This is a genomic window from Pallidibacillus pasinlerensis (assembly GCF_009996845.1).
GTDB lineage: Bacteria > Bacillota > Bacilli > Bacillales > Caldibacillaceae > Pallidibacillus > Pallidibacillus pasinlerensis.
Genome location: NZ_JAACYS010000066.1, coordinates 1 through 18747 on the forward strand (window position 1 = coordinate 1; position 18747 = coordinate 18747).

22 protein-coding genes are annotated in these 18747 nt (G+C 32.0%); 15 read left to right on the forward strand and 7 right to left on the reverse strand.

Annotated features, from left to right (window positions below; all coding sequences use genetic code 11):
- Positions 1-187 precede the first annotated feature (187 nt).
- The 7 genes from GW534_RS12625 (at position 188) to GW534_RS12655 (ending at position 4731) form a co-directional block, all read left to right on the forward strand.
- Positions 188-328, forward strand: a complete 141-nt coding sequence (locus GW534_RS12625; RefSeq protein ID WP_312854669.1) for an FbpB family small basic protein — start codon at positions 188-190, stop codon at positions 326-328.
- A 94-nt stretch (positions 329-422) separates the two neighbouring features.
- Complete coding sequence (locus GW534_RS12630; RefSeq protein WP_161921372.1) at positions 423-566, forward strand: acid-soluble spore protein N; 144 nt, start codon at positions 423-425, stop codon at positions 564-566.
- Positions 567-604: 38 nt separating this feature from the next.
- A complete protein-coding gene (gene tlp / locus GW534_RS12635; protein WP_161921373.1) occupies positions 605-829 on the forward strand; it encodes a small acid-soluble spore protein Tlp in 225 nt (74 codons plus the stop codon).
- A gap of 196 nt (positions 830-1025) precedes the next feature.
- Entirely contained in the window at positions 1026-3335 is a 2310-nt protein-coding gene (locus GW534_RS12640; protein ID WP_161921374.1) for an AAA family ATPase, read from the forward strand.
- A 5-nt stretch (positions 3336-3340) separates the two neighbouring features.
- A complete protein-coding gene (locus GW534_RS12645; RefSeq protein ID WP_161921375.1) occupies positions 3341-3760 on the forward strand; it encodes an acyl-CoA thioesterase in 420 nt (139 codons plus the stop codon).
- A 33-nt stretch (positions 3761-3793) separates the two neighbouring features.
- Entirely contained in the window at positions 3794-4105 is a 312-nt protein-coding gene (locus GW534_RS12650; RefSeq protein ID WP_161921376.1) for a hypothetical protein, read from the forward strand.
- Positions 4106-4299: 194 nt separating this feature from the next.
- Entirely contained in the window at positions 4300-4731 is a 432-nt protein-coding gene (locus GW534_RS12655) for a FixH family protein (protein WP_161921377.1), read from the forward strand.
- A gap of 40 nt (positions 4732-4771) precedes the next feature.
- Here the strand turns inward: GW534_RS12655 and yidC are convergent, their stop codons facing one another.
- Positions 4772-5641 carry a membrane protein insertase YidC gene (gene yidC, locus GW534_RS12660; protein WP_246204133.1) on the reverse strand — a complete coding sequence of 290 codons (870 nt, stop codon included), beginning with the start codon at positions 5639-5641 and terminating at the stop codon, positions 4772-4774.
- Between the two features lie 487 nt (positions 5642-6128).
- Here yidC and spoIIP point away from each other — a divergent pair, with 487 nt between their 5' ends.
- The gene (spoIIP, locus tag GW534_RS12665) at positions 6129-7253 is read left to right on the forward strand and encodes a stage II sporulation protein P (RefSeq protein WP_161921378.1); all 1125 of its coding nucleotides are present in this window, start codon (positions 6129-6131) and stop codon (positions 7251-7253) included.
- Positions 7254-7292: 39 nt separating this feature from the next.
- On the opposite strand, the gene plsY is transcribed toward spoIIP, so the two are convergent.
- From plsY to GW534_RS12680, 3 genes are all read right to left on the reverse strand, one after another.
- Complete coding sequence (gene plsY / locus GW534_RS12670) at positions 7293-7895, reverse strand: glycerol-3-phosphate 1-O-acyltransferase PlsY (RefSeq protein ID WP_161921379.1); 603 nt, start codon at positions 7893-7895, stop codon at positions 7293-7295.
- A gap of 180 nt (positions 7896-8075) precedes the next feature.
- On the reverse strand, positions 8076-8564 hold the full coding sequence (locus GW534_RS12675; protein ID WP_161921380.1) for a spore coat protein: 489 nt from the start codon (positions 8562-8564) through the stop codon (positions 8076-8078).
- 65 nt (positions 8565-8629) lie between these two features.
- Positions 8630-8911 carry a hypothetical protein gene (locus GW534_RS12680; protein ID WP_161921381.1) on the reverse strand — a complete coding sequence of 94 codons (282 nt, stop codon included), beginning with the start codon at positions 8909-8911 and terminating at the stop codon, positions 8630-8632.
- A 178-nt stretch (positions 8912-9089) separates the two neighbouring features.
- On the opposite strand from GW534_RS12680, the gene GW534_RS12685 reads away from it, so the two are divergent.
- The 6 genes from GW534_RS12685 (at position 9090) to GW534_RS12710 (ending at position 16091) form a co-directional block, all read left to right on the forward strand.
- Positions 9090-9509, forward strand: a complete 420-nt coding sequence (locus tag GW534_RS12685) for a CoA-binding protein (RefSeq protein ID WP_161921382.1) — start codon at positions 9090-9092, stop codon at positions 9507-9509.
- Positions 9510-9738: 229 nt separating this feature from the next.
- Entirely contained in the window at positions 9739-11724 is a 1986-nt protein-coding gene (parE, locus tag GW534_RS12690; protein WP_312854670.1) for a DNA topoisomerase IV subunit B, read from the forward strand.
- Entirely contained in the window at positions 11724-14198 is a 2475-nt protein-coding gene (gene parC, locus GW534_RS12695; protein WP_161921384.1) for a DNA topoisomerase IV subunit A, read from the forward strand. Before parE ends, parC begins: the two co-directional genes overlap by 1 nt.
- Positions 14199-14417: 219 nt before the next feature.
- Entirely contained in the window at positions 14418-14885 is a 468-nt protein-coding gene (locus GW534_RS12700; RefSeq protein WP_161921385.1) for a CarD family transcriptional regulator, read from the forward strand.
- A 201-nt stretch (positions 14886-15086) separates the two neighbouring features.
- Complete coding sequence (locus tag GW534_RS12705; RefSeq protein WP_161921386.1) at positions 15087-15554, forward strand: staygreen family protein; 468 nt, start codon at positions 15087-15089, stop codon at positions 15552-15554.
- A 162-nt stretch (positions 15555-15716) separates the two neighbouring features.
- On the forward strand, positions 15717-16091 hold the full coding sequence (locus tag GW534_RS12710) for a VOC family protein (RefSeq protein ID WP_161921387.1): 375 nt from the start codon (positions 15717-15719) through the stop codon (positions 16089-16091).
- Between the two features lie 471 nt (positions 16092-16562).
- Here GW534_RS12710 and GW534_RS12715 read toward each other — a convergent pair whose 3' ends face one another.
- Together GW534_RS12715 and GW534_RS12720 are read right to left on the reverse strand one after the other, a co-directional pair.
- A complete protein-coding gene (locus tag GW534_RS12715; protein WP_161921388.1) occupies positions 16563-16937 on the reverse strand; it encodes an rRNA methyltransferase in 375 nt (124 codons plus the stop codon).
- A gap of 13 nt (positions 16938-16950) precedes the next feature.
- Positions 16951-17742, reverse strand: coding sequence for an LAGLIDADG family homing endonuclease (locus tag GW534_RS12720; RefSeq protein WP_161921389.1), 792 nt, complete (start codon positions 17740-17742; stop codon positions 16951-16953).
- A 164-nt stretch (positions 17743-17906) separates the two neighbouring features.
- Here GW534_RS12720 and GW534_RS12725 point away from each other — a divergent pair, with 164 nt between their 5' ends.
- Positions 17907-18125 carry a hypothetical protein gene (locus GW534_RS12725; protein WP_161921390.1) on the forward strand — a complete coding sequence of 73 codons (219 nt, stop codon included), beginning with the start codon at positions 17907-17909 and terminating at the stop codon, positions 18123-18125.
- A 210-nt stretch (positions 18126-18335) separates the two neighbouring features.
- Here GW534_RS12725 and GW534_RS12730 read toward each other — a convergent pair.
- Positions 18336-18747 (reverse strand): class I SAM-dependent methyltransferase (locus GW534_RS12730; RefSeq protein ID WP_161921391.1); only part of this gene is annotated, 412 nt, incomplete at its 5' end.

Consider the following 18747-nt stretch of genomic DNA (forward strand, 5'->3'; position numbering starts at 1 on the left):
CTTCACTTTATATTCAAGTTTATGAGTTATTGTATTAATTTATACTATATTGAAAACAGCACGCTTATATCTTTAGCACTATGCTAAAATACATAATTTTATCAGTTTAAAATTTATTTTTCGAAAATTTGACATAATTAGACATCTAGTTGGTTATATTAAGAGATATAATAAACATAAAAGGAGTGTGGGAAAATTGAAAAAAAACAGAAAGATGTCCTTTGAAGAATTAGTGAGAGAAAATAAATTAGAAATATTAAAAAGCGAAGAAGAATTAGATAGAATTGAAAGAAAAATTGAAGAAAGACAACTTAGAAATGCTGAATAATCTCCCCTAAATGTAAACGGTTTAACCCGTTTACATTTTTTTCTGCTTATAATTAGTATGCGGAACAAGCAAAATATACTTGAGGAGGGATGAAATGGGCAGACAACATCGCACACATCAACAATATCAACCAGATTATTTAGGTACCCAGTCCAAATCCTTTGGTGGAAACAAAGGTAAAAAAATGCAAGATCAATCAGGTAAGCATCCTCAAGTTATTCAAACTAAAGGCGAATAACGTTTTACGTGAACAGACAATAAGAAGGAGGATTTATCGTGACACCACATCACAAACCTAATCCTGATGACCGTTCCGATAACGTAGAAAAGCTGCAAGAAATGGTTCAAAATACGATTGAAAATATTCATGAGGCTGAAGCATCAATGAAAACTGCAAGTGAAGAACAAAAAAGACAAATTGAGGCCAAAAATGAGCGTAGAAGAGAAAGTATAAAAGCAATGCGTGAAGAAATTCGCGATGAATATCACTCTCAACAGTAATTAAATTTATGGGAGGCATTGAATGCCTTCCTTTTTCATTTTTATTATTTATGGTAAGGATATCTATATTAAATAAAAAACTCTATGTGCTTTTACTTACTCAAACAAACCTATAGTAGAAACAACTGACGAAGGTGTATATTTTATGATAGAATAATACAAGTATATCTAGAATTAAGAAGAAAAAGGGATAAATATGAAAAATACAGTAAACAAAATGATTGATATAAATTTGGAAAATCTGCCATACGATCAAAAGTTAGATTACATTTTAAAAAATTATAATGAACTAAAAGATGAAAGTCCAAATGTATTAGCCGATTCGCTCGTTTCAATAGGGAAAATTTTGGAAGAAAAAGGCATGCGGACTAGTTTTACTAAACGATGGATGGAAAAAGCGAGTGATATCAATTCAAATAACCAACAAGCATTTATCTATTTAAGTCAGTTTCGCTTAAAAGAAAAGCAATCATTCCTTGATGAAATTGAATTTTCACCATTAAGAGAACTTGATACGAGAACTCAACAAGAATTAACGATTAAAAAGTATAGAGAAACATGTACAAAATTTCTTGATCAGTATGATGATGAAGTAGCTAAGTTTCAAGAAGAAATTGATGCACTTGAAAAAATGGATGAAACGACACTACTTAATCATTACAAACAATATATCGAACTATATGAAAACTTACATGACGAAATGGTCACTTTATTTTCAGTTATTAATGACTTCGATGAAACAACAAAAAGAGCTTTATATACGAAGACTCAATTCCAGCAAATACAAGAAACAGTGTTTAATATTAATTCACTAAAAACTGAATGGAAAACAATTTCGAATGACTCAATGGAAGAAAACGTTCCAACAGCAATCCAAGAATTAAATCAAATGATTGGCCTTTCGAATGTGAAAAAACGAATCGAGCAATTTTATGACTATATTAAGTATCAAAAATATCGTAAAGAAGCCGGTTTTAAAGCAGTTGATGAATTAAGCTTAAATATGATTATCTTAGGTAATCCGGGTACCGGAAAAACGAAATTAGCCCGTTTATTCGCTAAAATATATCATGAGCTAGGTGTTTTACCGCGAGAAGAAGTAATTGAAACTAATCGAGCTCAACTAGTAGGGTCCTTTGTCGGACAAACGGAAGAAAATGTGAGAAATATTGTCGAAAAAGCAATCGGTGGTGTTCTCTTTATTGATGAAGCGTATAGTTTAAAGCGTGCGGGTCAATCAGGAAATGATTACGGGCAAGCTGCAATTGATACATTAGTTTCGCTAATGACGAGTAAAGAATACGGTGGAAAATTCTCTGTCATTATGGCCGGTTATCCAGAAGAAATGAGGAAATTTTTAGATGCTAATCCAGGTCTAAGAAGCCGATTTCCACAATCAAACATGATTGAACTACCAGATTATTCGTTAGAAGAATTAATCCAAATCGGTGAAAAAATAGCCTTTGATAATGAATTTCTTTTAACGAAGGATGCGAAAAAGGAACTAGGTTATCTTATTGAACAAGAACGTGTCGATACAACGTTCGGTAATGCCCGGACTGTTCAAAATTTAATTATGGATGCTATATTCCGAAAAGGAACAAGAATCGAGCCGGATACACCTGAACTATTCCGTTATTCAATCCTCGTAAAAGAAGATTTCCAAAAGGAAAGAAGTAATGTACTGGATCGAAAATCACCAATGGAAAAATTGGATGAATTAATTGGATTAAAAGAAGTTAAAGAAGCAGTTCAAACGTATATTTCCTTTGTTAAAATGCAACAAATAAGACGTGAACAAGGTTTACCGTCCGTACCAATCCAATTACACTCTGTTTTCACTGGTAATCCAGGTACCGGAAAAACTACCTTGGCAAAAATTTATGCGGAGTTATTGAAAGAAGTCGGCATTTTAAAAAGGGGTCATCTCGTCGTTTCTGGGCGTGCTGATTTTGTTGCCGGATATGTTGGACAATCAGCGATTAAAACGAAGAAGAAAATCCGTGAAGCTTTAGGTGGAGTACTCTTTATCGATGAGGCTTATTCATTATTTAGAGATAATAATGCTGATTACGGTAAAGAAGTTGTTGATACAATAGTTGAAGAAATGACGAAGCATGGGGAAAATTTAGTGATTATTTTAGCAGGTTATCCTAACGAAATGGATATGTTATTGGAAAGTAACCCAGGTCTAAAATCACGCTTTAAAAAGTTTTTCCATTTTGATGATTACTCCACTGAGGAACTCATCCAAATTATGCAATTATTTGTTAAACGATACGCTTATGTTTTAGATGAAGAGGCAATTGAATTCTTACGTGATGAATTATCGAATAATCCACCAAAAGGAAATGGCCGCTTTGCTGAAAATCTTATTCACGAAGCGATTCAACAACAAGCTGTCCGCTTAATGAAACAAAAAACAGACTTAGATCCTAATGAAGTAAATCGAATAACGAAAGAGGATATATCGGAAAGTATTAAGACTTTACAAAAGGGAGAGTAAACAACATGATTGTTAATGAAACACAAATTAAAGTACGATATGCAGAAACAGACCAAATGGGTGTTGTTTATCATGCGAATTATTTAGTATGGATGGAAATTGGACGGACAAATCTTATTGAAGATCTCGGTTTTAAATATGCTGAACTTGAAGAATATGGGATTTTAGCACCCGTTTTAGATATTCATGCATCGTATAAAATGTCTTGCAAGTATGGGGAAACTGTCACAGTAAAAACTTGGCTCGATCATTACGATGGTTTAAGAATTCGATACGGTTATGAAATATATAAAGAAACGGGTGAATTAGCATTTACAGGTACTTCATCCCATGTATGTGTAAAAAAAGATACGTTTCGACCAGTTTCTATTCGGAGAACACACCCAGAATGGCATGAAGCTTATTTAAAGGCATTGAAAAAGTGAGTTTTTCTGTGCGAGTTTGAAAGGGGAAAAAGCATGGCCTTTGGTATTACGAGAAATCAATTAAATGAGTGGAAAAGAAAGATAGATGCGGGTGAGATCGCCTTTTTAACTCACTATTGGTATGATGAACGTTTTCCTGATGTAAAAACAGTAACAAAAGTTGGATGTAAAGATATAGATAAGTTAGTCCAATGGGGTAAAAAGTATGGATTGAAAAAAGAATGGATCGATTATCGAAAAGAGGGCTATTCACACTTTGATTTAATCGGAGAATGGGAAAAACGAATACTAGAAGCGGAAGGATTACTAGGATCTTCACCATTTTTTAAAGCAAAAGACAATTAATTTGTCTTTTGCTTTTTTAATATATTTTCAAAACATAGTTACTTACTGAGTAATTGTATTTAAGTAATAACTAAAGGGAATTTGTTATAACAACAAAAATTTACAGAAAACGACAAAGCGATTGTGCATTCATAATATTTGCAAATATTTGTAAAAATGGTATTATTATTGTAAAAAATAAAGGGGAAGGTTGGATGTATGTGAAAAATCTTCGAGCAGTAGTTCTACTAATATTTGTCGTTTTCCTTATTTCGGGTTGTGATCAAAAGCAAGAAGTAAGTTCAAGTACAGGTGATGCAGAAGAAAACATAGACGAAATGCCTGAACCGTTGAATGTAGAATTAATACTACCAGAAAAGGCTGCGCTTGGAGAATCAATTGAAATTAAAGCCCATGTTACACAAGGTGAAGAAAATGTAGATGATGCCTATGAAGTTGTATTTGAGATTTGGGTAGAAAATGACAAAGAAAATAGTGAAATGATTGATTACACGGAATATCGTGACGGAATATACTCTATAAAAAAAGTTTTCGAAGAACCTGGTGTTTATCATGTCCAATCCCATGTAACAGCACGAGGAATGCATATTATGCCAACCAAACAAGTTATTGTTGAAGAAGAATGAAAACAGGAATCAATATCGATTCCTGTTTTTTAGTAAATTCTTATTTTCTCTTTTTCTTCTTAGTTCCATGGTGATGTTTATAATTTGAACTTTGAGATCCAGCTGTTTCAACTGCTTGTGGAACTGGAATAGGATACATTTTACGAGTAATATATGTTTGTCCAATTAAGAAAATTCCACTTACCGCCCAATATAAAGATAAAGCAGATGCTGTAGCCATTGAGGCAATGAAAATCATTACTGGTGAAAGAATTCCCATCATTTTTTGCATTGATTGTTGTTGCATCACTTGTTCTTCCGATAAACCAGGCATTGCAGTTGCTTGTGGCATCATTGCCATTGTTACTTTAAATTGGAAGTAATAAGCAATACCTGCAATGATTGCCATAATAATATCTGTTTGACCTAAATTAAACCATAGGAATGTATGATTACTAATCTCATCTGATAGACGAATGGCATAGTATAAGCCCATCCAGATTGGGATTTGTAATAAAATCGGTAAACATCCCATATTCAATGGATTAAAATCATGCTTTTGATAGAGTTGGAGCATTTCTTGTTGAATTTTCATTTGCTCTTCTTTATTCTTTGCTTGTTTTAACCGTTTTTGAATCTCATCCAATTCCGGTTTCATTACTTGCATTTTTTCACGCATAATTACTTGCTTTTTCGCCATATTTAATGCGAACGGAAGTAAAAGAGCTCTTAAAATGATTGTAATTGTAATAATAGCTAATCCGTAACTATTACCGAAAAATTCACCTAATGTTTTTAATACAACGATAAACGGATAAACTAAATAATCGTGGAACCAGTGTCCTTCTGTTTCTGCTGCAGCACATCCTGAAAGCATAAGAATAGCAAGAATATATAGGCTTCCTAAAATAATTTTTTTATGTTTCTTCAAGATTATTCCTCCTCTAAAAATACATTTCCATTCTTGACACATTTGAAGAAGAATAATCATCATCTTCATTTTTTCTGTCTAAACGGCGAATTGATATTGGTAACCAATGAATGATTTGATCTATAGATCTTGTTACTAAGTAATTCCGAATAGGAGTTGACAAAATATGAGTTTGTCGAACTGTTTTTATTTTTGGTTGTTGATGATAACGAAAAGCGTAAAGATATGAATATGTAATTGTTAAGAACAAATAGATAAATACATTAATATATGTAGTATATATAATAATTTCTTGGTAACTATCGAAGATCAAATCAAACATTTTACTGCTCCTCTATTTGTAAAAAATCCGTTAACAAACGTTATTAATTTTATATGAAGTTACTATACTTAGTCAAGTTTTCGAATATATAGGCTAATTTTTTCTTCTAAAATTTATAAATCTATCATACCTATTAGTAAAGAGTAGACTAATAGGTGGGATAAAATGAAAATAGTCGTTAAAGTAATATTTTTCTCCATATCAATCTTCGCAATTATCGGAACAATTGTCGCAAGCCAAACTAGTTTGTTCTTTTCTATCATACTTGATTATGGTGAGAATGGTAAAGACAATGCTAGCATTTTCATGAGAATGGTTGCAGCTGAAAACCATTATTATTCAAAATATATTGAGGAAGAAGATTTCGGTTTATTATCAAATGTAATCAAAGTAGCAACAAATATAAATATAAAAGATGTTCGAAGCTTAATTTATGATGAGATTCCAGGTTTATATGCAATGACTTCAGAAATAATCGTTGCTGGTGAAGGAACTGATTTTACGAATCTTCCTATCGAATCATCACCACCTATAGAAGAATTATTAAAGGATCGGGAAGTGAATGAAGAAAGTTTAGGTAGTATTGATGAAGAAACACCTAAACCTCCCGTTGATAGACCTGATAAAAATACAGTATTCATTTATCACTCTCATAACCGGGAGTCGTTTATCCCCCATTTAAAAGATTCAACTAACTCGAATACAGCGCAACATAAAGAAGTGAATATAACAATGGTTGGCGAACGCTTCGGAAATAAACTATTAGAATACGGTATTGGCACATATGTTGATAAAACAGATATCGCAACAATTTTAAATGAGCGGGGTTGGAAATATGGAAGATCATATGAAGCTTCTAGAGATGTGGTGAAGGAAGCTATAGCACAAAACAAGGATTATATATACTTATTAGACATTCACCGCGATAGCGCTCCTAGAAAAACAACTACAACGACTATAAACGGTAAAACATATGCACGATTATATTTCGTTGTCGGTGCTAGCCATCCAAATTATAAGGAAAATGAAAAATTTGCCAATGAATTACATCAAAGCTTAGAAGAAAAATATCCAGGTATATCACGAGGAGTCGTTAAGAAAGATAAATCAAAAGGGAATGGTGTTTACAACCAAGATCTTTCTTCCCATTCCTTGATTATTGAAATAGGTGGTGTAGATAATACACTAGACGAATTGTATAATACGGCGGATGTTTTAGCGGAAGTATTTGCTGAATATTTTTGGGAAAATAGTGAAGCGGTGGAAGTTTCTGGTGATGGTGAGAAATAAGTGAAAAAAGGGGCTGTCATTAAGACATGCCCCTTAACTTTAAAACCATTTTACTTTCGGTTCCGTTTTATCTCTAATTCGTTTAATATTGTCACGATGGCGATAAATAATAAACCCTGCTAATAACAATACGACGATAATGAAAATAGGATCTAATGTAAATAATGAGTAGATTATCGCAACAACAGCAGCTACCATTGATGAAAGGGATACATATTTTGATAAATACAATGAAATTAAGAATGCTGCTACTAAAATCAGGAAAAATATTGGATCATAGTAGAGCATAACACCACCTGAAGTTGCGACAGCTTTCCCACCACGAAAACCTGCAAAGATAGGAAACATATGTCCAACTGTAGCAAATAAGCCGACGATTAATATATGTATATTCCATTCCATCGTAAGTCCGAATACGTTAAATAAACTAGGAAGCGCTGTTGCTAAAGTTCCTTTTAAAATATCCATGACCATTACGACAATACCTGCTTTTTTACCTAAGACACGAAATGTATTTGTGGCGCCAAGATTGCCACTTCCATGTTCACGAATATCTGTTTTATAAAAAATTTTGCCAATTAATAGCCCTGAAGGAATCGAGCCAATTAAGTATGATAAAACGATTATCAATCCAGTAATCATTATTAGTACCTCACCTTTTTACTAATTCATCAAATAGATTATACATAATGATACAATAAAAATATAGAAGAAAAAAGTTGATAATTAAAATTAAGTATTAAAAGTAGGTCGTAATTTTTAAATCGTATTCATAATAAAGACAGGCTGACAAGAGTGAAATGTCAGCCACATAAACAAAATCTATAGTATATCTAAATTAATGAGTAGGGCAAGGGCAATTTGTAATAAAATTTGGATGTTAATTGCGATGTTTGTATCAGTAGTGTGTACTTTTACATCTTTTGAATTTTCGATAATAGTTTTTTGAATATTTACTTGTTTTATACCTGTCGATTGGAAAATTGATTGTTTAACATCTTCTGCATCACTACTTGATAAAATCGAAATTTCAATAATGGCTGTGATAAATGCATTTAAAGATGCTACTAATGATAGAGCGATCTTCGTGTCTGTTGTTTCAACATCTACTTCACATGAGTCTTTAATGAAAATCCATTCCTCGGAATATTGGAATTCTTTTACTTTTTGTACATTGTCTTGTACGACATCTTCATTATCACCAAAACAACGGCTTAATGGATGAACACTATTTGGATCTAGTGCATTCCATCTAGTATTATTACTACTATTCGAATTTTCTAAATCAGCTCGATAAACTTCTTGATTCAATTAAATTCCTCCTTTTTCGCATTTACTATACAATATGCTTATTTAAGAGGATTGATAGAGACAAGTTACCGAAGTTTTCTGCCCCTTTTTGCTCTTCTGTTCCTTTTATTTCCTTCTTCATCTTCAATATGATTTATGATAGGTAACTCAGGTTGACCAGATGCTTTTAAAAACTCATTTACCTCGGATTGTAACTTATTATATATAGTACGGATTTCCTTTTTATCTTCTGGTGATAATTGTTCATTCGATTTAACTTTATGTCTTTCTAAAGTCTTTTTCACAACTAAGTTCACTAATTCTCTTTGTGATTCTGGCAATCGAATACCTTTATTCTCTTTACTCAATTTTATTTCACCCCTTCTTAAAAACTTGATATTTTACTCTATGTAAAAACAGTGATTTTTGTATAGACAAGTGTATGTTAAATGAGATTATTACTTTTAAAGTTTTTGAAAAGTCCACGATTATATAGTAAGATGAAGCTAATTAGAAGTAGTTATGCATATAAATGGAGGTTTAAAAATGGTTCAAAATCCAAGTTTAGAAGAAATGGGAGAGATTTTAAAAAAATCGAAACGAATTGCAGTCGTAGGTTTAAGTAATAATCCGGAACGAACTTCCAATCAAGTTTCTAAAGCGATGCAAGATGCTGGTTATGAGATAATCCCAGTAAATCCAGTTATTGATGAAGCATTAGGCGTGAAAGCGGTTAAATCACTAAAAGATATTGAAGGGCATATTGACATTGTTAATATATTTCGCAGAAGTGAGTACTTACCTGAGATAGCGAAAGAATTTGATGAAGTAGACGCTGATGTATTTTGGGCTCAACAAGGTGTAGTAAATGAGGAAGCCTATCAATTTTTAAAGGATAAAGGTTACACAGTCATTATGGATGCTTGTATAAAAGTAATTCATGCACTAACGAAAGATAAAGCATAAAAAATGTAACCGATAAGCAATTGGCGAAATGCTGATTGCTTTTTTTTTCGAAAATTTGTCGAAAATTCCTTTAAAATCAAGCTTTGTTTCAACGGAATGTGGACAAAACTTAAAAATACAGTTTATAATGAAGTGGATACAAACGAGCGTTCTGTTAACTTTTCGATTCGACAAGGATGTTTGTTTACTTTATAATTAGCATTACTTTTTATTTGAAAGGGGAATGGTTGTGGCGAATAATCAACCAATTGAATATAATGATGATTCCATCCAGGTCCTGGAAGGTCTTGAGGCAGTTCGAAAACGTCCGGGAATGTATATCGGTAGTACTGATGCGAGAGGTTTGCATCATTTAGTATATGAAATCGTTGACAATGCTGTCGATGAAGTTCTTTCTGGATTTGGTGATCACATTATCGTAAAAATACATAAAGACAATAGTATAACGGTAATCGACCATGGACGAGGAATGCCGGTCGGTATGCATAAATCTGGTAAACCAACACCAGAAGTAATTTTCACTGTACTACATGCAGGTGGAAAGTTCGGGCAAGGCGGTTATAAAACGAGTGGAGGATTGCATGGTGTTGGTGCTTCCGTTGTAAATGCTTTATCTGAGTTTTTAGTTGTAACAATTAAACGAGATGGATTTATTTATCAACAACGATTTGAAAATGGTGGTAAACCGGTTACAACATTAGAAAAAATCGGTAAAACAAGAGAAACTGGAACGGCGATTCATTTTAAACCAGATTCTACAATTTTTTCCACTACAGTTTTCAAGTACGAATTGTTAAGTGAAAGATTACAAGAGTCTGCATTTTTAATAAAAGGATTAAAAATTGAATTAATCGATGAACGCGAAGATAAGTCAGAAGTTTTCCAATACGATACTGGTTTAGAGGCATTTATTGAATATTTAAATGAAGATAAAGAGGCCATCCATCCAGTCGTTAGTTTTGAAGGAAAACAAAACGATATTGAAATTGAGTTTGCTTTCCAGTTTCATGATGGATATTCAGAAAACATGTTATCCTTCGTTAACAATGTTCGTACAAATGATGGGGGAACCCATGAATCCGGTGCAAAATCAGCTATGACGAAAGCGTTCAATGAATATGCACGGCAAATGAATTTATTAAAAGAAAAAGATAAAAACTTAGACGGTGCAGATGTCAGAGAAGGATTATCTGCTATTATTTCTGTTCGAATTCCAGAAAATATTTTACAATTTGAAGGGCAAACGAAGGGTAAGCTTGGTACAAATGAAGCAAGAACAGCAGTTGAATCAGTTGTAATGGAACAGTTGTCCTTTTATTTACAAGAGAATACAGAAATAAGTACTATGCTCGTGAAAAAGGCTATAAAAGCACAACAAGCGCGAGAAGCAGCAAGAAAAGCGCGGGAAGAAGCACGTTCTGGTAAAAAACGGAAAAGATCTGAAACACTTTTATCTGGGAAACTTACCCCTGCACAATCAAAAAATCCAGAACGAAATGAACTTTTCTTAGTGGAGGGTGATTCTGCTGGTGGTTCGGCAAAACAAGGTCGTGATCGTCGTTTTCAAGCAGTATTACCTTTACGAGGTAAAGTAATTAATACAGAAAAAGCAAAACTTGCTGATATTATGAAAAACGAAGAAATTAATACGATTATTTATACTATTGGAGCAGGTGTTGGCGCAGACTTTGATGTTGAAGAATCAAATTACGATAAAGTTATTATTATGACCGACGCTGATACAGACGGTGCTCATATTCAAATATTGTTACTGACATTCTTCTATCGTTATATGAGACCTTTAATTGAAGCTGGAAAAGTATATATAGCGATGCCTCCTTTATATAAAGTGAGCAAAGGAAGCGGGAAAAATGAAAAAATTGAATACGCCTGGACTGACGAGGAGCTTCAAAAAGTGTTGAAAAAGTTCGGTAAAGGTTATGTTATTCAAAGATATAAAGGTCTAGGTGAAATGAATGCTGACCAATTATGGGAAACGACGATGAATCCAGAAACACGAACATTAATTCGTGTTCGTATCGATGATTTTACAAGAGCAGACAAACGAATCACTACATTAATGGGTGATAAGGTTGAGCCTCGTCGTAAATGGATTGAATCGAATGTGAATTTCGGTTTGGAAGAAGACGGGAGTATTTTAGATAATCAAAACATCCAGATTGAGCAGTTTAATGCAAATGAGGTGAACAAATAATGTCAGCAAAACGAGAAGAACATTTAATTGAGATGCCTCTGGAAGACGTCTTTGGCGATCGTTTTGGACGTTATAGTAAATATATAATTCAAGATCGGGCCCTGCCTGATGCACGGGATGGATTGAAACCGGTACAACGCCGGATTTTATATGCAATGCACGTTGCAGGTAATACATCAGAAAAACCGTTCCGTAAATCCGCGAAAACTGTTGGTAACGTAATCGGTAATTATCATCCCCATGGTGATACTTCCGTTTATGATGCGATGGTACGCCTTAGCCAAGACTGGAAAATGCGTAACGTTTTAATTGAAATGCACGGTAATAACGGTAGTATTGACGGAGATTCACCTGCAGCAATGCGTTACACGGAGGCTAGACTATCCAAGATTAGTACTGAACTTTTACGTGATATCGAAAAAGAAACCGTTGATTGGATACCAAACTTTGATGATACTGAGGATGAGCCTGTTGTATTACCTGCAAGACTTCCGAATTTGCTTTTGAACGGTTCTACAGGCATTTCTGCGGGTTATGCGACAGATATTCCACCTCATAACTTAGCTGAAGTTATTGACGGCGCTATTTATCGTATGCAAAACCCTAATTCCACCGTTGATGATTTAATGAAAATTATTAAAGGTCCTGATTTTCCAACAGGTGCTATTATTCAAGGTGTTGAGGGAATAAAGAAAGCATATGAAACAGGACGAGGGAAAATTATTGTACGTGGAAAAGCTGAAATTGAGATGATTCGAGGCGGAAGAGAACAAATAGTTATTACTGAAATTCCGTATGACGTTAATAAAGCACAAATGGTGAAAAAAATCGATGAAATTCGTTTAGATCGAAAAGTAGAAGGAATTTCTGAAGTTCGCGATGAAACAGACCGTACAGGATTAAGAGTTGTCGTTGAACTTAGAAAGAATGCCGATAGTGTAGGGATTTTAAACTATTTATATAAAAATACGGATCTACAAGTAACATATAATTTTAATATGGTCGCAATTTACAATCGACGCCCTAAACTAATGGGATTGTTAGATTTACTAGATGCATATATCGACCATCAAAAAGATGTAATAACAAAACGTTCTCAATATGATTTACGTAAAGCAAAAGAACGGCTTCACGTTGTTGAAGGTTTAATTCGAGCAATATCTATTTTAGATGATGTAATCGCAACAATCCGCGCATCTAAAGATAAACGGGATGCAAAAAATAATTTAATTGCAAAATACGAATTTACAGAAGCTCAAGCGGAAGCAATCGTTTCCTTACAACTTTATCGATTAACGAATACAGATATCACCCAATTACAAAAGGAAATGGATGAATTAAGTAAATTTATAGATGAACTAAATGAAATTTTAGCTAATGAAACTAAATTAGAAAAAGTAATTATTAAAGAGTTAAAAGAAATTAAGAAAAAATATGCAGATGAAAGACGTTCAAAAATCGAAGAAAAGGTTTCTGAACTTAAAATCAGTATTGAAGCGCTTGTAGCTAGCGAAGATGTAATAGTTACAGTTACGAATGATGGCTATGTAAAACAAACTAGTCTCCGTTCTTATAGTGCATCAAGTATTGAAGATCATGGTATGAAAGAAACAGATCATGTACTCGCATTTTATGAAATAAATACAATGGATGTCCTGTTATTGTTTACGAATAAAGGAAATTATCTATATTTACCTGTCCATGAAATTCCTGAAAAACGTTGGAAAGATTTAGGGCAACACATCTCAACTCTACGTCCAATTGAAAGTGACGAACAGATCATTTCTGTTATTCCTGTAAAAGATTTTGACCAACCGAAATATTTGTTCTTCGTAACAAAACACGGCATGGTAAAAAAATCAGAATTGCAATTATATAAAGCTCAACGTTACTCACGTCCACTCATTGCTACAAATTTAAAAGATGATGATGAGTTAGTTGATGTTCATCTATTAGATAATGATGATGTTGAAATATTCTTAAGTACTTATCAAGGCTATGGTCTTCGTTTCTTAAGTGAAGAAGTAAACCCAATCGGTGTTCGTGCAGCAGGTGTAAAAGGAATAAATCTAAAAGATAATGATTTTGTTACTTCTGGTAATATAATTACAGATTCAGAAAAGGAATCGATTGTTTTAGCTACACAGCGTGGTGCAGTTAAACGTATGGCTATTAATGAATTTGATGTTTTATCACGGGCAAAACGTGGTTTGCTTATGCTACGAGAACTAAAATCAAATCCACATCGTGTAATTGGCTTTGAAATAGTTAATGATGAAGAGATTATTGAAATTATTTCTGAAAAAAACGCTCGTGAACAAATTGAAGTTAAAAGTTTAAGGCTTAATGATCGGTATTCTAACGGTTCATTCTTTATGGATGAAGACGAAGCGGGTGCCGTAACAACTATCCGGGTCGTTAACAAAGAGCCTACTAAACTTGTTAATGAAAAAGAAGGTAATATTGAATCGTAATTAACTTTGCTGACAAAGTGGTTATTTGAATCTCAAATTTCCATTTTGTCAGCTTTTTTTGCATTTGCTTAATTTGACTTCACTTCGCTTCAATTTAATAAACTTTCAATTAATATGACATATGTATTGACAACATCGTTTAAAGATAGTATATTAATATATTTTACAATATTTCTCCAACTGTGTTATAATGGATTTATAACGTTAGGAGGGATATGATTGTTTAAAATTGGTGAAAGAGTTTTTTATCCTATGAACGGTGTTGGAATCATTGAAGGAATTGAGGAAAAAGAAGTATTAGGTAAAGTTCAAAACTATTATTTGATCCACATACCAGCAAGTAATATGAATGCTATGATTCCTGTTGATAAAGCAGAACAATTAGGTTTACGACCTATTACAGATAAATATACTATAAATCAAATTTTATCTGAATTACCGAAAAAAGATATTGAAATTGATATGCCATGGAAAGATAAATATCAATTAATAATGGAAAAAATTAAAGGTGGAGACATAAAAGACAACTGTCTTGTTTATAAATATTTAACTGAAAAAAGTAAGGAAAAGCCTTTAAACGCGAATGAAAAGACACTTCTAACGAAAGTACATTCATTTTTAATAAAAGAAATTAGCATGAGTAAAGAAATTAGTGAAAATGAAGCGGAAAAATTGCTTGTTGTATAACGATAAATATTGCAAATAAATTATACTAAAAACGTATATCAATTTGTAAAAAGAAAAATCTTAACATTTTTAATTTTAGGTTAAACTTGACGGTTTGGCCTTTTTTATTTTGTTTTTTACAAGTGGTGATGTATCCGTGTCAAAACATCACAATTAAACATACAATATAATACTAAACTTGATACGGAAAGGGGTAATGGGATGAAAAATTTGGATTCATCCAACATTAGCATTACAATATTACCTCCTGCAACACCATTTCGTCCTGTGGATGGGAGACGTTATACATTAGTTCATACTAAGGATTCCAATGATATTATGGTATCGATTGGTGATTGTTTCGATAATCAAACATATGAGGAAGAATATCACGAGTTGTTAGCAGTCTGGACCTATCAACTAGGATTTTATTTATTAACTGTTACATTGAATATGAATACATTACCAGAGGAATTGCAATCTAACATTTTAGAAAAATATTTAGAGAAATACTTAACGATTATCGTATTAGGAGATTTAAAATTTTATAAAGACTTCCCATGGCTGTTAGATGCACCAATTTATGTGAACATTGAATCTGATTATCAACAATTTAATCAATCAAAATATGTTGGTACACCGAGAAAGTTATTAATAAAATATAAAAAATCATCGAGTATATTCGTTTAGAGTATTATAAATTCTTCACCTTCAGTTTAACTAAAAGCTGAAGGTGAATTTCTTTGACAATAATTACATAATATTATAGTTTATTATAAAAAAACATTAAATTAACTTATATAATACAATATACTATAATATTAAGTGAAGAGATAAGGGAGGGGGATTGCAATGACTGTAGCATTAGTATCATTAGATCACGTGCAATTAGCTGCACCAAAGGGTTCAGAGTCTAAAGCGATTGAATTTTACAATGGTATTTTAGGACTCCCAGTTGTTAAGAGACCTGAAACTTTAGAAAAGAACGGTGGAGTATGGTTTTCTAATGGTGTAATAAATCTTCATATTGGAATTGAAGAACCGTTTATACCTGCAAAAAAAGCCCATCCTGCGTTTGTAGTCGAAGATTTAGAGAAAACGAAACAAATTTTAAATGAAAAATCAGTTCCTTTTAAAGAGGATTTTTTATTACCAGGAGCAAATAGAATCTACGTTCATGATCCGTTTGGAAATCGAATTGAACTTTTGGAATGGAAAAAGAAATAAGGTCCAATAATAATATTATGTTAACTAGATGAAATTTTGAAATTAGTTAATTGAAGTTAATAATCAGATAAGTAAATTGTTTTGTAATGAATAAATAAAAAGTATATTAAATTTTATGTTTATAAAGTTTATATTTGAATATACAGATTACCGAAATGTACGTAAAAAAATATTTTTCTCCGTATTAAATTGTTTATTTATGATACACATAAATGATTCAAATTAAAGAATTTATATGGGTGTTCTAGATAATTTAACTGAACTAAATGAATTAAAATTTCAACTCTGAAAGATAATATTAAGTTTGATAGTAAAAACTAATTAATACAAATTAGTAGTGATTTTAATTTTAAATTTTTCCGTCTCAAAAAAGCAAGTATACTTAGATATTGAGACGGATTTTTATTATTTTTGTTTACTTCTCATAATTAATATTATGTTAGGGGAGTCAAAATGAAAAAAGGTAGTAAATTACTTTACTACCCTATACCGGTGATTTCTTTTCTTTACATTATTTAAATCAATATACTTTGTACTATATTCAATTACGTCATTAATAAATAAATCATGTTCTTTTGCAATCTTTCTAATTGATGCTAATAAATTTTTATCATAAGAAGTTTTATATTGTATACGATCTTTTGGACGTGTTTTTTTGTCGTATATGATAACACCATCCTTAAGTAAATTTTGCATACCATTTTCAAGTAAATAATTTACATATGTATTATTTTGATCTGCCATTTCCTTTAATTGCTCTAATAATGAATTACTTATGCTTGTTCTAAATTTTATCCTTGATTCATCGGTTAAGTTGATTAAACCGTTATCTCCTTTTTTAAACATTATTTTCATCTCCTTATGTATTTTTAATTTGATTGCTATGAACTTGCATTCTTAATCGCTTATAATCAACATAGTTATCGTTTACTATATTTGTATAAATGATTTTTGCTAGTTTGGGTAAATCATTTTTACCTTTTACCCAAACACGATAAATAGGTTTGTTATTTTTTGTTTTTTCAATTGTAATTTCGCAACGTAATTGCCATGATTTGAATATTTCTAATAATTTCTCAGCAAACTGCTTACTGCCGGTTGTAACATTCATAACATATCCAGTTTTTTGTACCCAGCCGTCTCCATCTATTATACCTCTAACAAATGATGGCAAGTATTCATTAGGCACTTCTGGAAATGGTACGTTTAATGATTTGTTTGCAAAAATTCCAAAAGACTCTAAATCCTTTACAATGGTTTTAGAATTAATAACTAATATTGATGTTGTCCTAGATCCTGTTGGTTCATAAATGGTTTCGTCAGCATTCATAAATTTTGCAATTAACCTTAATATCTTTGTATCTTTTTGTGAAAAAACTATTGAATTTTGGCTAATCGTACCATCAGTAATTAATAATCCTAATACCCAAGCCATTTCATGACTCCAAGATTTAAAAAAGTTTTCATTTACCTTATGTTTTCTCGGCTGCCCAGAAGATTGCTCCCTATTCATTTCAATATTATGTTTGTATAACACATTTCGAATTGCTCGATCGGATAAACCCGTTATTTGTACCATTTTCTTATATGGCAAACCACTTTTATACATTCTTATTATATATTCATCAGTAATTCCAGGCTTCCTAGGCATTTTCATCCCCCTTAATATAAGAATGAAAATTTGTATCTTTTTAAACATTATACAATATAAACCAAACAAGAACAAGTGTTCGGATTGTTGTTGAATGTGTCAAATACTTATAATCCTGCATATGATGTGTTGCTGAAACTTTTTACTTTTCTGGGGGAATTAAGATGAAAGTAGTTCATTTTTATGAAGGAAAGGAAAATATTTTAATTCAATTATTAGAAAACATTCCACCGGTGGATCAACCGATTAAAATTAAAGGTCGTCGAGGTAAAGTAATACAAGTAAATGAAATTGATGAACGTTTCGTTAATGTATTTATTGAATTTGATAAAACAAGGAAACGAACTACTAACTCTACCCTATACAATAAACGTAGACGTTAAACAAAAAGAAAAGCAGTGGTATTGTAAAGACACCATTGCTTTTCTTTTCCAGTGTATTTGGCATTTAATTCATGTATGAAATGGCAGTATATTTTCTGTATATTAAAGGACCTTAAATATACTGCCTATGTATAAAAAGGTGCATATTTAAGGTCCGTTGATCATGGAGCTTATTCAATTAAAGCACCCTTTAGTTGAACAAACAACAATTTATTTCATAGCCAAAATTGTGAATTCCCAAGGTATATTTTCATTATTCCATCCACGATGTTCGTCAAAGCTATTTAACGTAAAGCCTGCGTTTAGAACCGAATTGATTATTTCGCTTAATGTATAATGCCTTATACATACATCAGGGAATTTTTGTTGTTCTGACTTCTCGAAATACTGTTTATAAGCTAATTCTCCATTATGAAATTCACTATCAAAATAATTAGGAGTATATTTTAAGTCAGATCCTATACACCTTTTTATTGGATGATAGTCACTTAAAATCATTTTTCCACCACTTTTAAGAATTAAAAAAAGAATAGCCATAAATTTATCAATATCATTAAAGTAGTGTAATATTCCTCCTTCTAAATAAAGAATATCAAAGGAGTCTTTATATTTCTCCAAATCA

What these genes read in the sequence shown, in the direction of transcription:
- GW534_RS12630 (WP_161921372.1), top strand. Translation starts at nt 423, where the DNA reads ATGGGCAGACAACATCGCACACATCAACAATATCAACCAGATTATTTA.
- GW534_RS12640 (WP_161921374.1), top strand. Translation starts at nt 1,026, where the DNA reads ATGAAAAATACAGTAAACAAAATGATTGATATAAATTTGGAAAATCTG.
- GW534_RS12645 (WP_161921375.1), top strand. Translation starts at nt 3,341, where the DNA reads ATGATTGTTAATGAAACACAAATTAAAGTACGATATGCAGAAACAGAC.
- GW534_RS12650 (WP_161921376.1), top strand. Translation starts at nt 3,794, where the DNA reads ATGGCCTTTGGTATTACGAGAAATCAATTAAATGAGTGGAAAAGAAAG.
- GW534_RS12655 (WP_161921377.1), top strand. Translation starts at nt 4,300, where the DNA reads ATGTATGTGAAAAATCTTCGAGCAGTAGTTCTACTAATATTTGTCGTT.
- spoIIP (WP_161921378.1), top strand. Translation starts at nt 6,129, where the DNA reads ATGAAAATAGTCGTTAAAGTAATATTTTTCTCCATATCAATCTTCGCA.
- plsY (WP_161921379.1), bottom strand. Translation starts at nt 7,895, where the DNA reads ATGATTACTGGATTGATAATCGTTTTATCATACTTAATTGGCTCGATT.
- GW534_RS12685 (WP_161921382.1), top strand. Translation starts at nt 9,090, where the DNA reads ATGGTTCAAAATCCAAGTTTAGAAGAAATGGGAGAGATTTTAAAAAAA.
- parC (WP_161921384.1), top strand. Translation starts at nt 11,724, where the DNA reads ATGTCAGCAAAACGAGAAGAACATTTAATTGAGATGCCTCTGGAAGAC.
- GW534_RS12705 (WP_161921386.1), top strand. Translation starts at nt 15,087, where the DNA reads ATGAAAAATTTGGATTCATCCAACATTAGCATTACAATATTACCTCCT.
- GW534_RS12710 (WP_161921387.1), top strand. Translation starts at nt 15,717, where the DNA reads ATGACTGTAGCATTAGTATCATTAGATCACGTGCAATTAGCTGCACCA.
- GW534_RS12715 (WP_161921388.1), bottom strand. Translation starts at nt 16,937, where the DNA reads ATGTTTAAAAAAGGAGATAACGGTTTAATCAACTTAACCGATGAATCA.
- GW534_RS12720 (WP_161921389.1), bottom strand. Translation starts at nt 17,742, where the DNA reads ATGCCTAGGAAGCCTGGAATTACTGATGAATATATAATAAGAATGTAT.
- GW534_RS12725 (WP_161921390.1), top strand. Translation starts at nt 17,907, where the DNA reads ATGAAAGTAGTTCATTTTTATGAAGGAAAGGAAAATATTTTAATTCAA.